14 protein-coding genes are annotated in these 12,657 nt (G+C 67.7%); 8 read left to right on the forward strand and 6 right to left on the reverse strand.

Annotation, left to right across the window (positions count from 1 at the left end; translation table 11 throughout):
* Positions 1-741 carry an LppX_LprAFG lipoprotein gene (locus KCTC_RS00510; protein WP_125565751.1) on the forward strand — a complete coding sequence of 247 codons (741 nt, stop codon included), beginning with the start codon at positions 1-3 and terminating at the stop codon, positions 739-741.
* Positions 742-825: 84 nt separating this feature from the next.
* Here the strand turns inward: KCTC_RS00510 and KCTC_RS00515 are convergent, their stop codons facing one another.
* The 5 genes from KCTC_RS00515 to KCTC_RS00535 all read right to left on the reverse strand — a co-directional run bounded on the left by KCTC_RS00515 (position 826) and on the right by KCTC_RS00535 (position 6,666).
* A complete protein-coding gene (locus tag KCTC_RS00515; RefSeq protein ID WP_125565753.1) occupies positions 826-1,530 on the reverse strand; it encodes a DUF4191 domain-containing protein in 705 nt (234 codons plus the stop codon).
* A 53-nt stretch (positions 1,531-1,583) separates the two neighbouring features.
* Complete coding sequence (lipA, locus tag KCTC_RS00520) at positions 1,584-2,510, reverse strand: lipoyl synthase (protein WP_125565755.1); 927 nt, start codon at positions 2,508-2,510, stop codon at positions 1,584-1,586.
* 66 nt (positions 2,511-2,576) lie between these two features.
* On the reverse strand, positions 2,577-3,287 hold the full coding sequence (gene lipB, locus KCTC_RS00525) for a lipoyl(octanoyl) transferase LipB (RefSeq protein ID WP_231998769.1): 711 nt from the start codon (positions 3,285-3,287) through the stop codon (positions 2,577-2,579).
* Positions 3,288-3,307: 20 nt separating this feature from the next.
* On the reverse strand, positions 3,308-5,068 hold the full coding sequence (gene sucB, locus KCTC_RS00530; RefSeq protein ID WP_125565759.1) for a 2-oxoglutarate dehydrogenase, E2 component, dihydrolipoamide succinyltransferase: 1,761 nt from the start codon (positions 5,066-5,068) through the stop codon (positions 3,308-3,310).
* A gap of 116 nt (positions 5,069-5,184) precedes the next feature.
* Entirely contained in the window at positions 5,185-6,666 is a 1,482-nt protein-coding gene (locus tag KCTC_RS00535) for a leucyl aminopeptidase (protein ID WP_125565761.1), read from the reverse strand.
* Between the two features lie 49 nt (positions 6,667-6,715).
* On the opposite strand from KCTC_RS00535, the gene gcvT reads away from it, so the two are divergent.
* Genes gcvT through KCTC_RS00550 form a run of 3 tightly spaced genes read left to right on the forward strand, consistent with a single transcriptional unit; the run spans position 6,716 to position 8,882 of the window.
* Positions 6,716-7,807 carry a glycine cleavage system aminomethyltransferase GcvT gene (gcvT, locus tag KCTC_RS00540; protein WP_125565763.1) on the forward strand — a complete coding sequence of 364 codons (1,092 nt, stop codon included), beginning with the start codon at positions 6,716-6,718 and terminating at the stop codon, positions 7,805-7,807.
* The gene (locus KCTC_RS00545) at positions 7,804-8,025 is read left to right on the forward strand and encodes a hypothetical protein (RefSeq protein ID WP_125565765.1); all 222 of its coding nucleotides are present in this window, start codon (positions 7,804-7,806) and stop codon (positions 8,023-8,025) included. Before gcvT ends, KCTC_RS00545 begins: the two co-directional genes overlap by 4 nt.
* Before the next feature lie 17 nt (positions 8,026-8,042).
* Positions 8,043-8,882 (forward strand): PhzF family phenazine biosynthesis protein, encoded by an 840-nt coding sequence (locus tag KCTC_RS00550; protein WP_125565767.1) that lies wholly within the window; start codon positions 8,043-8,045, stop codon positions 8,880-8,882.
* Positions 8,883-8,899: 17 nt separating this feature from the next.
* Here the strand turns inward: KCTC_RS00550 and KCTC_RS00555 are convergent, their stop codons facing one another.
* A complete protein-coding gene (locus tag KCTC_RS00555; protein ID WP_125565769.1) occupies positions 8,900-9,514 on the reverse strand; it encodes a hypothetical protein in 615 nt (204 codons plus the stop codon).
* Positions 9,515-9,686: 172 nt separating this feature from the next.
* Here KCTC_RS00555 and KCTC_RS00560 point away from each other — a divergent pair, with 172 nt between their 5' ends.
* The 4 genes from KCTC_RS00560 to dapA all read left to right on the forward strand — a co-directional run bounded on the left by KCTC_RS00560 (position 9,687) and on the right by dapA (position 12,656).
* Positions 9,687-10,481 carry a thymidylate synthase gene (locus KCTC_RS00560; protein ID WP_125565771.1) on the forward strand — a complete coding sequence of 265 codons (795 nt, stop codon included), beginning with the start codon at positions 9,687-9,689 and terminating at the stop codon, positions 10,479-10,481.
* Positions 10,478-10,984, forward strand: a complete 507-nt coding sequence (locus tag KCTC_RS00565) for a dihydrofolate reductase (protein WP_125565773.1) — start codon at positions 10,478-10,480, stop codon at positions 10,982-10,984. The genes KCTC_RS00560 and KCTC_RS00565 overlap by 4 nt, the downstream gene beginning before the upstream one ends.
* Positions 10,985-11,095: 111 nt before the next feature.
* Positions 11,096-11,695 carry a hypothetical protein gene (locus KCTC_RS00570; protein WP_125565775.1) on the forward strand — a complete coding sequence of 200 codons (600 nt, stop codon included), beginning with the start codon at positions 11,096-11,098 and terminating at the stop codon, positions 11,693-11,695.
* 67 nt (positions 11,696-11,762) lie between these two features.
* The gene (gene dapA, locus KCTC_RS00575; protein ID WP_231998770.1) at positions 11,763-12,656 is read left to right on the forward strand and encodes a 4-hydroxy-tetrahydrodipicolinate synthase; all 894 of its coding nucleotides are present in this window, start codon (positions 11,763-11,765) and stop codon (positions 12,654-12,656) included.
* Position 12,657 lies beyond the last annotated feature (1 nt).

Consider the following 12,657-nt stretch of genomic DNA (forward strand, 5'->3'; position numbering starts at 1 on the left):
ATGAGGCCTCCGCGCGGTCCTCGGGGCGTTGGTGTCGTTGTCGGTGCTGCTCTGGCCGTCGTGGCGGTGGTCGTCGGGGTGATCCTGCTGGTCACCGGTGGGTCGAAGTCGATCGACAACACCAAGGTGGGCGGCACTCTCTCGGGCGACCGGCTCCACCAGGTGTTCGGTCACCTCTTCGACGGGGTCCGGACCGTGCACGTGGAGTACGTCCCGAGCGGGGGCCCGGCCGTTGGCTCCGCCGATGCCGTGATCGGGCCGCCGGTGCAGGCGAAGATCACGCTCTCCAACCCGTCCGCGCCCGGCCAGGCCGGGACCGTGATCATCACCGGCGACAAGGCGTACCTCCACGCCGCCAGCCTCGGCTCGAAGTGGATCCTGACCTCGAGTGCCGACGACGGCATCAGCAGTGCGCCCGCCTTCGGCCAGACGAACTTCGAGCTGCTCTACCTCGGGCCGCACACCGTCGGGACCTACAAGGGCTCAGCGACGATCGCGGGCATCAGCACGCGCGAGTACGTCCTCACGGCTTCGACATCGACGGCGACGCCATCCGCGACCAGTGCCTCACAGACGATCGCGACAGTCTGGATCGACAACACCGGCCGCCTGATCCAGTACACCTACAGCCCCACCGGGGATGGCTCCTGGGTGACGGCGACGTATTCGAAGTGGGGCGAGCCCGTCACCGTTCAGGCTCCGCCGGCGAAGGACGTGACCGTCCTCAGCGGCACCATGTGACCGACAACGTCGCGACGCTCACAGACAAACCCGGCCGCCGGCGAACACCTTTCGACGGGTCGAGGGAAATAATGACGCCGTCAGTTACTTCCCTCGAAGGTTGCCTCGTTGGCCTTTCATCGAGGTCGGCATCGGCCCCTTCGGGATGGGCGCCGCGCCGCGCTGGGCGTCAAGCGCCTTGAGCCGCTGGAAGATCTCGGTCAGATCGCCACCGGTGACCTGACGTCCGAGCTTCATGACCTTGCCAGAGAGTTTCGGGAGCGGAATCTCGCCCTCGCCGTTGCCGGCGACCAGTTCGTGGATCGGGGTCTCGGGCAGGACGCGACGGGTCTTCTTCTTCTCGGTGTCCAGCAGCGCGCGTACGCCCTTGGGGTCACCCTCGCCGATCAGGACGACGCCCGGAGGGCCGACGACGCGGTGGACGATGTCCTGGTTGCGGTTGAAGGCGACAGCAGGGGTGGTGGTCCATCCGCGGCGGAGCATGCCGAGCGCGGCGACGGCCGCGCCGGGCTGACCCTCGATGCGGGCGTACGCGGCGCGCTGCGAGCGGCGCGAGAAGTAGAGCAAGCCGAGGATGAAGGCGCCGAGCAAGCCGCCGATGACCTCGAAGATCACCTGGAAGACGCCGTGCGCCGGCAGGATCATCATGAGGCCGACGCCGATCGCGGCACCGATGACGACGGCAAGCAGCAGCTTCAGACCGAAGAGCCGGTCGGCTTCGCGGGTGATTCGGTACATCTCCCGAATCTGCTGCGAGCGCTTCATCTGGGACGGGTCGGTCTGCGACATGGAATATCTCTCTTCGTTCTACCGTGTCGTGTTCACACGGGTGGCGCTGTGAGCTACAGGGTCCGGGCTTCGAGTGCCTGACGGTACAACCGGCCGGCACGGTAGGACGAACGGACGAGGGGACCGGACATGACTCCGGTGAACCCGAGTTCGGTGGCCTCGTCACGCAGTTCGATGAACTCCTCCGGCTTCACCCAGCGCTCGACCGGGTGGTGGCGCAGACTCGGCCGTAGATATTGGGTGATCGTGATCAGTTCGCACCCGGCGTCCACGAGGTCGCTGAGTGCCTCGGAGATCTCCTCGCGGGTCTCGCCCATGCCGAGGATCAGGTTCGACTTGGTGACCAGGCCGTACGCGCGGGCCTGGGTGATCACGTCGAGCGAGCGCTCGTAGCGGAAGGCCGGACGGATCCGCTTGAAGATCCGGGGGACCGTTTCGAGGTTGTGCGCGAGCACCTCGGGACGGGCGCTGAAGACCTCTTCGAGGAGGTCCGGCTGGCCGTTGAAGTCCGGGACCAGGTTTTCCACGCCGGTGTCCGGGTTGAGTGCGTGGATGGCTCGTACGGTCTCGGCGTAGAGCCAGGCGCCACCGTCGGGGAGGTCGTCGCGCGCGACACCGGTGATGGTGGCGTACTTCAGGCCCATGGTCTGGACCGACTCGGCCACGCGTCGCGGCTCGTCGCGGTCCAGCGGCTCCGGCTTGCCGGTGTCGATCTGGCAGAAGTCGCAGCGCCGGGTGCACTGGTCGCCGCCGATGAGGAACGTCGCCTCGCGGTCCTCCCAGCACTCGAAGATGTTGGGGCAGCCGGCCTCCTGGCAGACGGTGTGGAGGTTCTCCTCCTTCACCAACTGCCGCAGATGCGTGTACTCCGGACCCATCTTCGCGCGGGTCTTGATCCACTCCGGCTTGCGCTCGATCGGGGTCTCGCTGTTACGAACTTCGAGGCGCAGAAGTTTGCGGCCTTCGGGGGCGAGAGTCACTCGGTCAGCCTACCTGCGCTCGGGAGGGAAACATGTGTTGCCGGGGTCACGTGAGAATGGCTCTGATCACAGGGTGGGCGTGAGCAGGTGTACGCCACGCTTTGGTTCTGGCTTCGCTTCGTAGTCCGGCGTCGACACGTACGGCTCCCAGGCGAGGTACGCGCGGAACTCGCGCTCCAGGACCGGAGCGATCTCGGCGACGGTGACATCGCGTCCGAGCTCGCGGGACAGCGAGGTCACCCCGGCGTCGGCGATGCCGCAGGGCACGAAGCGGTCGTACCAACTCATGTCGACATCACCGTTGATGGCGATCCCGTGCATCGTGACGCCACGGCTGACGCGGAGCCCGATGGCAGCGATCTTCCGCTCGCCGGCCTCATCCTTGACCCACACACCGGACCGGCCGGGGATCCGCGCAGTCACCACGCCGAACCCGGTGCAGGTGGAGATCAGGGCCTCCTCGAGGCGGCGTACGAAGTCCACGACCAGGACGTGCGAGGGGAGTCGGACGATCGGGTATGCCACCAGCTGGCCGGGGCCGTGGAAGGTGATCTTGCCGCCGCGGTCGACGTCGATCACCGGAGCGCCACCCGAATCCGACGGCCGCTCCCAGGGGTCGGTCCGCTTCCCGGCGGTGTACGTGGGCGGGTGCTCCAGAAGCAGCACCGTGTCCGGGCGTACGCCCTCGACGACCTCGCTGTGGATGGCGCGCTGGAGGTCCCAGGCCGCCAGGTAGTCCAGCGTGCCCAGGGCCTCGAATCGCAGCTCAGACGTCACGGCACCGATGCTTCGACATCTCAGACGTCGAAGTTCCCGCTCTCGAGCCGGTCCTGTACGTCCACCAGGAAGCGACCGGCATCGGCGCCGTCGATCAGGCGGTGGTCGTAGGTGAGGGCCAGGTAGACCATGTGGCGGATCCCGACGGTGTCGCCGAGGACCGGGTCGGTGAGGACGACTGGACGCTTCACCACGACGCCGGCGCCGAGGATGGCAGCCTGCGGGGTGTTGATGATCGGCGTCTCGAACAGGGCACCGGTCGACCCGGTGTTCGTGAGGGTGAAGGTGCCGCCGGACAGTTCGTCCGGGCTGATCGTGAGCGAGCGGCTGCGAGCAGCCACGTCGGCGATCTTCTTCGCCAGACCACTGACCGAGAGGTCTCCGGCGTCCTTGATCACCGGGCTGATCTGGCCGGCCTCGGTGTCGACCGTGATCGAGAGGTTCTCGCGGTCGTAGTAGTTGATCTCGCCCTTGGCCAGGTCGATCCCAGCGTTGAGTTTCGGGTGCACTCGAAGCGAGTCCACGACGGCCTTGGCGAAGAACGCCGTGTAGGTGAGCTTGACGCCTTCGCGAGCCTCGAAGTCGGCGTGACGAGCCTCGCGGATCTTCGCGATCGACGTGACGTCTACCTCGACGACCTGGGTGACCTGGGCCGCGGTCTGCAGCGAGGTGACCATCTGGTTGGCGATGATCGTACGCAGGCGGCTCATCGGCTCCGTCTTGCCGCGCAGCGGCGACGGCGCCTCAACGGCCGCCGGTGCCGGGTCTGCGGCCGGCGTGCCGGCTGGGGCGCTCTTGGCGGCAGCCGCGGCCAGCACGTCTTCCTTCCGGATACGTCCACCAACGCCTGAGCCGGTCACGGTCGCCAGGTCGACACCGTTGTCGGCGGCCACCTTGCGTACCAGCGGAGTGACGTACGAGCTGGCGCCGGTGCTCGGGGCGATCGGCGCAGCAGGTGCCACCGGAGCTGCAGCCGCGGGGGCGGCTGGCGCCTCGACAACCGGAGCGGGCGCGACCGGGGCTGGCGCAACAGGAGAAGCGATGGTCGCGTCGGTCGCGGCAGCGGCGATGGCAGCAGGCTCGGGGTCAGGGGTCACGACGGGTGCGGCAGACGCACCGGCAGCGCCGATGACTGCCAGAACCGCACCGACCTCGACCGTCTCGTCCTCGGCGACCTTCTGGGCCAGCAGCGTGCCGGCCATGGGCGAAGGGATCTCGGTGTCGACCTTGTCGGTGGAGATCTCCAGCAGACCCTCGTCGACCGCGACGGTGTCGCCGACGGCCTTGAGCCAGCGCATGACGGTGCCTTCGGTCACGGACTCGCCCAGCGCCGGGAGTACGACCTCGGTGCCGCCTGCCGTCGGGGTGTTGTCGGCGGTGGCCTCCGGCTGAGCCGGAGCAGCAACCGGGGTCGGCGCCGCCGCGACAGGGACCGGGGTTGGGACCGGGGTTGGGGCAGGGGCAACAGGAGCGGGGGGCGCCGCAGCCGGGGCAGGCGCAGCCGGCGCCTCGGCCACCGAAGCAGCGGCGACAGGAGCGTCACCGGCGGCACCGATCACCACCAGGGGCGCACCGATCTCGATGGTGTCGTCCTCCTGAGCCTTGATCTCCAGGATGATGCCGGCCACCGGCGACGGGATCTCGGTGTCGACCTTGTCGGTGGAGATCTCGACCAGCGGCTCGTCCACAGCGACGGTGTCGCCCACGTTCTTCAGCCAGCGGGTGATGGTGCCTTCGGTGACGGACTCGCCCAGTGCCGGAAGGGTGACTTCGGTGGCCATGAAGAACCTTTCAAATACGTTCGTCGCTGCACCTGTTGTAGCGGAATTCGTGATGCTCCAAAAGGCGATGTGCTCATCCTTGCACCACAGGTGACACAGCGGCGCAGGACTCCCACCTATTCCGCGGCGGCAAGCCCGCGGGCGTACGCGATCAGGGTGGCGACGGCCGCACCGGTGCCGCCGGCACTGACGGCGCCGTACGCTCCGCCGGCATTCCAGGAGGAGCCGGCAATGTCGAGGTGGGCCCATGTGTGGCCGCCGACGAACTCGCGCAGGAAGGCCGCGGCATACAGTCCGCCACCCCAGCCGATGCCGTCGACCTGGAGCAGGTCGGCGACGGTCGACTTGTGGACTCGATCGACGATCGCGTCGGGGATCGGCATCGGCCACAGTGCCTCACCGGCGCCCGCCCCCGCCTCGACGAGCGCGTCCACGAGTTCGGCGGATCCCATCGCACCGGTGATCCGGTCGCCGAGGGCGCTCACCATCGCGCCGGTCAGTGTCGCGACATCGATGACGACGTCCGGTCCACTCTCGACCGCCCGGCCGAGCGCGTCGGCCAGCAGCAGTCGACCCTCCGCGTCGGTGTCCAGGATCTCGACGGTGGTGCCGTCGTACTGGGTGATGACGTCACCCGGTCGCATCGAGGTGGCGGAGATCGCGTTCTCGGCGATCGGGACGAAGGTGCTGATCGTCAGGGGCAGGCCCCGGGCGGCGATCGCCAGGGTGGCCTGGACCACGGCTGCCGCACCAGCCATGTCGGACTTCATCGTCTTCATGCTGCTCCCGGGCTTCAGGTTCAGACCGCCCGAGTCAAAGGTGATGCCCTTGCCCACCAGAGCGAGGTGCGTCGTGGCTCCCTCCGGTGCGTACCGGAGCTCCACCAGCCGCGGCGCGGCCGGCGAGCTGAGTCCGACGCCGAGGATCCCGCCGGCGCCGATCTTCTCCAGCGCCTTCTCCGCGTACACGTGGGCCGTGACTGACGGCACTGATGCCACGGCGGCAACGATGGCATCGGCGAAGGCCGGGGGAGTCAGATCGTTGGGCGGTTGGTTCACCCAGTCGCGGGTCGCGGCCACAGCCGCGGCGACAGTTTCGGCCCACGCGAGGGCCGCCTGGTTCGCCTCGTCCTTGGGGTGCTCTGTCAGCACGGAGATCTGCCCGGGCTTCTCCGGCGCCGGAGCCGATTTGTACGGCGTGTACGTGTAGCCGCCGAGGATGTGACCTTCCACGATGGCGTTGATCAACGCCGGTGAATCTGCGGGCAGGGCGAGTGCCACTGAGGTCGCATTGGGAACCGCGCGCGCGGCGACTCCGGCGGCGGCTCGTACGGCGTCCGCGGTGACGGCCGGACCGAGCCCGACGAACACGACCAACGAGGCTGAGACCTCGTCGTTGACCGGCACCCGCAGGACCTCCCCGGCCTTGCCGGTGGCTCCGAGTGTGGCCAGAAGTCCACGGAGCCTGCGCCCGTACGCGGTGGCGAGATCCTCTCCGCCGGGTGCGATCGAGGCGGCGTTGTCGCCTTGGAGCAACCCGATCACCACGGCCTCGGCGCGCGTACGTGCGGGGGAGGCGGAGCGCAACGTGTAACCCATGCCCGGTGAGTCTAGGTGTGGCCCGGTGAGCCGCCGATAGGGTCGGGGTATGGCTGATCTGCTCACGTCCCCGCTCCATGATCGTCACGTCGCGCTCGGCGCGAAGTTCGGCGAATTCGGTGGATGGTCGATGCCGCTGGAATACAGCGGTGTCGTCGCCGAGCACACCGCTGTACGCACCGCGGTCGGGCTGTTCGACGTGAGCCACCTGGGCAAGGCGACCGTGATCGGTCCGGGTGCAGCCGCGTACGTGAACTCGGTGCTCACCAACGACCTCGCCCGCATCGGTCCCGGCCAGGCTCAGTACACGCTGATCTGCGATGACGCGACGGGCGGTGTGGTCGACGACCTGATCCAGTACTACCGCGCCGACGACGACATCTTCCTGATCCCCAACGCCGGCAACACCACGGAGGTCGTACGCCGCCTCGCCGAGGCCGCTCCCGAGGGCATCGCGGTCACCAACCGTCACCGCGACTACGTCGTACTCGCCGTCCAGGGCCCGAAGTCGTCCGAGGTTGTGGAGGCGCTCGGTTTCCCGACCGACCACGAGTACATGAGCTTCGCCGTAGCGGCGTACGAGGGCGCTGAGGTGATCATCTGTCGCACCGGCTACAGCGGCGAGCGGGGCTTTGAACTGGTGGCGCCCAACGACGTGGCCCAGCAGTTGTGGGATGCGATCCTCGACGCGGGTGCCGACCACGGCATCCTGCCGATCGGGCTCGGCGCCCGCGACACCCTGCGTACGGAAATGGGCTACCCCCTCCACGGTCAGGACATCTCGCCGACCATCAACCCGCTCGAGGGCGGCGCCGGGTGGGCCGTGTCCTTCAAGAAGCCTGCCTTCTGGGGGCGGGACGTGCTGCTCGCGGTGAAGGAGGCTGGCCCGAAGCGGACACTGCGCGCGATCAAGCAGATCGACCGGGCGATCCCGCGCGGACACATGTCCGTGCTCCACAACGGTGAGGTTGTCGGCGAGGTCACCTCGGGCACCTTCAGCCCGAGCCTGAAGCAGGGCATCGGTCTCGCGCTGATCTCGACCGAGGTACCGGCCGACGCCACGGTCACCCTCGACGTACGCGGCAAACAGGCGGCGTTCGAGCAGGTCAAGGCCCCCTTCGTCGAATCGCACGTCCGATGAGCCTGCCGACCGACGGTTTCGGCGCCTGGCGCTGGGTACTGCACGCCGAGGACGGATCGGACGTACGCGTTGACGGATACGACGACACGTTCGCCAGCCAGTCTGACGCCGAGTCGTGGATCGGTGAGGTCTACCCGGACCTGCTCGATCACGGCGTCGTGGCCGGCACGCTGGTCGAGGGTGACCGTGAGGCCTACCGAATGAGTCTCGAGGCCTGATGAGTGAGGGGTGAGGAGTGAGGTCGAGCGCCTCGCGGGCGTTTCGTCAGGTCGACGTTTTCAGCGCCGAGCCGCTGCTGGGCAATCCCGTCGCCGTCGTGCACGACGCTGATGACCTGACAGATGAACAGATGGGCGCGTTCGCGCGCTGGACGAACCTGTCCGAAACGACCTTCCTGCTCCGCCCCAGCGACCCGGCGGCTGACTACCGGCTCCGGATCTTTACTCCCGGCGGCGAGTTGCCGTTCGCCGGTCATCCCACGCTCGGCAGCGCGCACGCCTGGCTCGAGGCCGGGGGAGTCGCGCGCGGCGAGGCTCTGGTGCAGGAATGCGCCGTCGGTCTGGTGACCTTGCGGCGTGCGCCGCGGTTGGCATTCCAGGCGCCCCCTCTGCAGCGGTTCGGGCCTCCCACGCCCGCTGAACGGGCTCAGGTCGCCGCCGCCCTGGGCATCCATGACTCCGCGATCCTCGACATCTCCTGGATCGTCAACGGACCCCGATGGATCGCCGCCGAGCTGGCGACGGTTGATGAGGTCCTGGCGCTCACGCCGGACGCGTCGAAATTCGTCGACATGGAGATCGCCGCATTTGCCCGGTATCCGGTAGGAGGCGATTGCGCGATCGAGGTCCGAGCCTTCCCGGTGCCTCTCGGGATTTCCGAGGATCCGGTCACCGGGTCGCTGAACGCCGGCCTCGGACAGTGGCTCGCTGGGTCCGGCCTCCCGAGTCAGTACGTGGCGAGCCAGGGGACGGTGCTTCAGCGCCGCGGGCGCGTACACATCGCCAAGGAGTCTGACGGGACCGTCTGGGTCGGCGGGGACACGGGTACGACCTTGGTCGGCACGGCGACCTTCTGAGACGGTACGCCTCTGGATCAGAGCAGACCGGAGACCGAACGCCGGGAGGCGGCCATCCGGCGCGAGATCCCGAAGGCGATGCCTGCCATCGGGAGGAGGGCCAGCAGGTTCCACCCGAACAGCGAGACGACCTTCTCAGCGGCGTGGGCGACCTGCTCGACGACCTGGATCACCGGGTTCGTGGACGGAGTGGGCGCTTGCGGGATCACTGTCGGCTTGGCCGGGGTGGGCGTCGTAATCCTGGCGGCGGCCTTCGTCGGCGCCGGCGTGACGTGTGTCGCCGAAGTCGTCGGGGGCTTGTGGTGCTGCGGCTTCACCGTCGGCTTGCCGTGGTTGGGCGGTGGGGGCGGCGTCGTGGTGCCCTGCGTCGGAGTGGTGGGCTTGCCGCCGAGCAGTGTCGAGAGGGTCTTGGGGACGGATCCGACGACCGTCGGGACTGCATGCACCAAGGTCGGCACGCTGGTGATCAGGCCACCGGTCACTCCGGTGACGATCGGGACGACACAGGTCAGCAGGGTCTGGCACTGGGGCTGCGTAGGTGTCGTGGAGGCAGCCTCAGCGGGGGAGGCAACGCCCGCAAGGGGCAGGCCGAAGCCGACAACTGCGACGACGATTGCGTGTCGACGTGCCACGTTTCCACCGCCTTCCGGGGCGCTCGAAGAGCGAGCGTAATCGTTGGGGTCCGGCTCCGGCCCCACCGAGTGGGCCTAAGGCAGTAGGCACAAGGGACTAGGGAGTCGGTGTTGGACAACACTCCTCAGACCGTCGTCGGAACTGTCCGTGGTGAGGCATAGGGTCATGGATGTGAAGCAGTATCTGGATCTCGTGCAGCGCATTCTCGATGAGGGTGTGGAGAAGACCGACCGGACGGGCACCGGGACGAAGTCGGTCTTCGGCCATCAGATGCGCTTCGATCTGCGTGAGGGCTTCCCGCTGGTGACCACGAAGAAGGTGCACACGCGGTCGATCTTCGGTGAGTTGTTGTGGTTCCTCCGTGGTGACACCAATGTGAAGTGGCTCCAGGAGCGCGGCATCACGATCTGGGACGAATGGGCTGACGCGAACGGCGACCTCGGGCCCGTCTACGGCTACCAGTGGCGCTCCTGGCCGACCCCGGACGGTCGCCACGTCGACCAGATCGCCGGTGTGATCGACCAGATAAAGGGCAACCCGGACTCCCGACGCCACATCGTGTCGGCGTGGAACGTCTCGGACATCCCCGACATGGCACTCGCCCCGTGCCACAGCCTGTTCCAGTTCTACGTGGCCGATGGCCGACTGTCCTGCCAGCTGTATCAACGCTCGGCCGACGTCTTCCTCGGAGTGCCGTTCAACATCGCGTCGTACGCGCTGCTCACCCACATGGTCGCCCAGATCTGCGGCCTGGAGGTCGGAGACTTCGTGCACACGTTCGGCGACGCGCACCTCTACCTCAACCACCTCGATCAGGCTCGTGAGCAGCTGACGCGGGATCCGCGTCCGCTCCCGACGCTCATCCTCGACAAGTCCGTCAAGGCGATCGACCAGTTCGAGCTCGAGCACCTCCAGATCGTCGGGTATGACCCGCATCCGGCGATCAAGGCGCCGATCTCCGTATGACCCGCTTCTCGAAGCGCTGCGTGCTCGTCGCGGCTGTGGCCGAGAACGGCGTCATCGGGAACGGCCCGGACATCCCGTGGAAGATCGCCGGGGAGCAGGCCGAGTTCAAGGCGCTCACGCTGGGACACATCTTGCTCATGGGTCGCACGACCTTTGAGTCGATCGGGCGGCCTCTGCCCGGGCGTACCACCATCGTGCTCACCCGCGATCCCGCCTGGTCCCACGAGGGCGTACTCACGGCGGCGAGCGTCGAGGACGCCCTGGCGATGGCCGACGACCTCCCGGGCGATCTGATGGTGGCGGGCGGCGCTCAGGTGTACGCCGCAGCGATGCCGTACGCCACAGCGCAGGTGATCTCGCGGGTCCGTCTGAGTCCGGAAGGCGATGTTCATTACCCGGCGTACGACGAGGGCGAGTGGACCGTCACCGCGACCGAGTCGCACGAGTTCTACGAGCGGGTGTTCCTGACTCGTGCGCATCTGGCGACGGATGTGTCCGACTAGTTCTTTGGACTGCGTCCGCGGGACCGAATGGTCAATTGACCCCATTGGTCACTGTCACCACACTGTTCACACGCCGCCCGCCCGGACGGTGAACACAATGGGGGAACATCTGTGGCGAATCGAATCGTTCGTGCGGCAGGCGCCACGGCGCTGGTCACGAGCCTCGCGATGGGCATCATGCCGTCGGCGAGCGCAGGTACGCCCTTCACCTACGCCGCCGGGGCGTCCGCAGGACGAGCCCCGACCGCATCGACGGTCGCGTCGCACCTCCAGGGCGCGGCGCCCGGACACGCCCGGATCACGGGAGTGAGGATTCGCCGGGACTCGACGTACGTCTACATCCAGATCGCCGTCGTCAAGGTCATCCGTGCGCGCAGCGACGGGACGTGGGTCGCGGAATCCGACGCCGGACTGCAGTTCTCGACGCCGAGGACCATGAACCTGGCGTCAGCCCAGGTCGGGACCGAGGGTCCGTCAGGGACGATCGCATGTGGGACACGGGTCGCGAAGGTGGCGACGGTCAACTACGCGGCCAACACCTACGACTTCAAGATCCCGTCCGTCTTGTTCGGCAAGTGTGGAGCTGCCCGAGGGACGCCCATCACGGTGGTCGCGGACTCCGAGCTGTGGGGCTACCAGTCGTCCTCGCCGTACCAGTACGGCGTGTGGACCTCGACGGCCAGCAGCGGGAACTACGTCTTCCGTTACTGAGCGCTCGGCGTCCGGACGGTCGCGCATCCTTTCGACCGTCGCGCACGGCAACCGATAGCCTGAACCGGTGACTTCACCCACTGCTCCGTTCGGCCAGCTCCTGACCGCGATGGTGACCGTCTTCGAGAAGGACGGCTCCATCGACTTCGAGCAGACGCAGAAGGTTGCGAAGCACCTGGTGGCCCACGGCCACGACGGACTGGTCGTCTCCGGGACGACCGGAGAGTCGCCTACGACGACCGTCGCGGAGGACGGTGACCTCATCCAGGCCGTACGCGACGCCGTCGGGTCGTCGATCAAGCTCGTCGCCGGGATCGGTACGAACGACACCCGGACCACGCTCGAACTCGCCGTGCAGGCGGAGAAGGCGGGCGCCGACGCGCTGTTGCTCGTGACGCCGTACTACAACAAGCCCGGCCAGGCCGGCATCGAGCACCACTTCCGCCAGGTCGCCGAGGCCACGAAGACGCCGATCATGCTGTACGACGTCCCCGGACGCACCGGGACCAAGATCTCGCCCGAGGTGTACGCCAACCTCGCCTCGATCGAGAACTTCGTGGCGGTCAAGGATGCGGCCGGTGACGCCGCGCAGGCCGATTTCCTGCGTGACCACGGCTACATCGTGTACTCCGGTGATGACTCGCTCACCCTCGACTTCATCCGCCACGGTGCCGTCGGCGCCGTCTCGGTGGTCGCCCATGCTGCCGGCCTGCAGATTCGCGCGCTGATCGAGGCCGCAGTCGCAGGTGACTTCGCCGTCGCCGAGGCGATCGACGCGCAGTTGCAGCCTGCGTACGCGGCGATCATGGGTGTGGCCAACTACGGCGCCACCACCGCCAAGTCCGCACTGCAGCATCTGGGCGTGATCGACAACCGGTCGGTCCGATCTCCCTTGATCGAACTGGACGCGGCCGAGCATGCCGCCGTCCGGTTGGGCCTCGCGTCGGCTGGACTCCTCTGAC

It is taken from the genome of Nocardioides baekrokdamisoli (assembly GCF_003945325.1).
In the GTDB taxonomy this organism is placed as follows: domain Bacteria; phylum Actinomycetota; class Actinomycetes; order Propionibacteriales; family Nocardioidaceae; genus Nocardioides; species Nocardioides baekrokdamisoli.

Coding starts and splice junctions, on each gene's coding strand:
- sucB (WP_125565759.1), bottom strand. CDS start 5,068: ATGGCCACCGAAGTCACCCTTCCGGCACTGGGCGAGTCCGTCACCGAA.
- KCTC_RS00545 (WP_125565765.1), top strand. CDS start 7,804: ATGAGCCTGCCGACCGACGGTTTCGGCGCCTGGCGCTGGGTACTGCAC.
- gcvT (WP_125565763.1), top strand. CDS start 6,716: ATGGCTGATCTGCTCACGTCCCCGCTCCATGATCGTCACGTCGCGCTC.
- KCTC_RS00515 (WP_125565753.1), bottom strand. CDS start 1,530: ATGTCGCAGACCGACCCGTCCCAGATGAAGCGCTCGCAGCAGATTCGG.
- KCTC_RS00510 (WP_125565751.1), top strand. CDS start 1: ATGAGGCCTCCGCGCGGTCCTCGGGGCGTTGGTGTCGTTGTCGGTGCT.
- KCTC_RS00565 (WP_125565773.1), top strand. CDS start 10,478: ATGACCCGCTTCTCGAAGCGCTGCGTGCTCGTCGCGGCTGTGGCCGAG.
- KCTC_RS00535 (WP_125565761.1), bottom strand. CDS start 6,666: ATGGGTTACACGTTGCGCTCCGCCTCCCCCGCACGTACGCGCGCCGAG.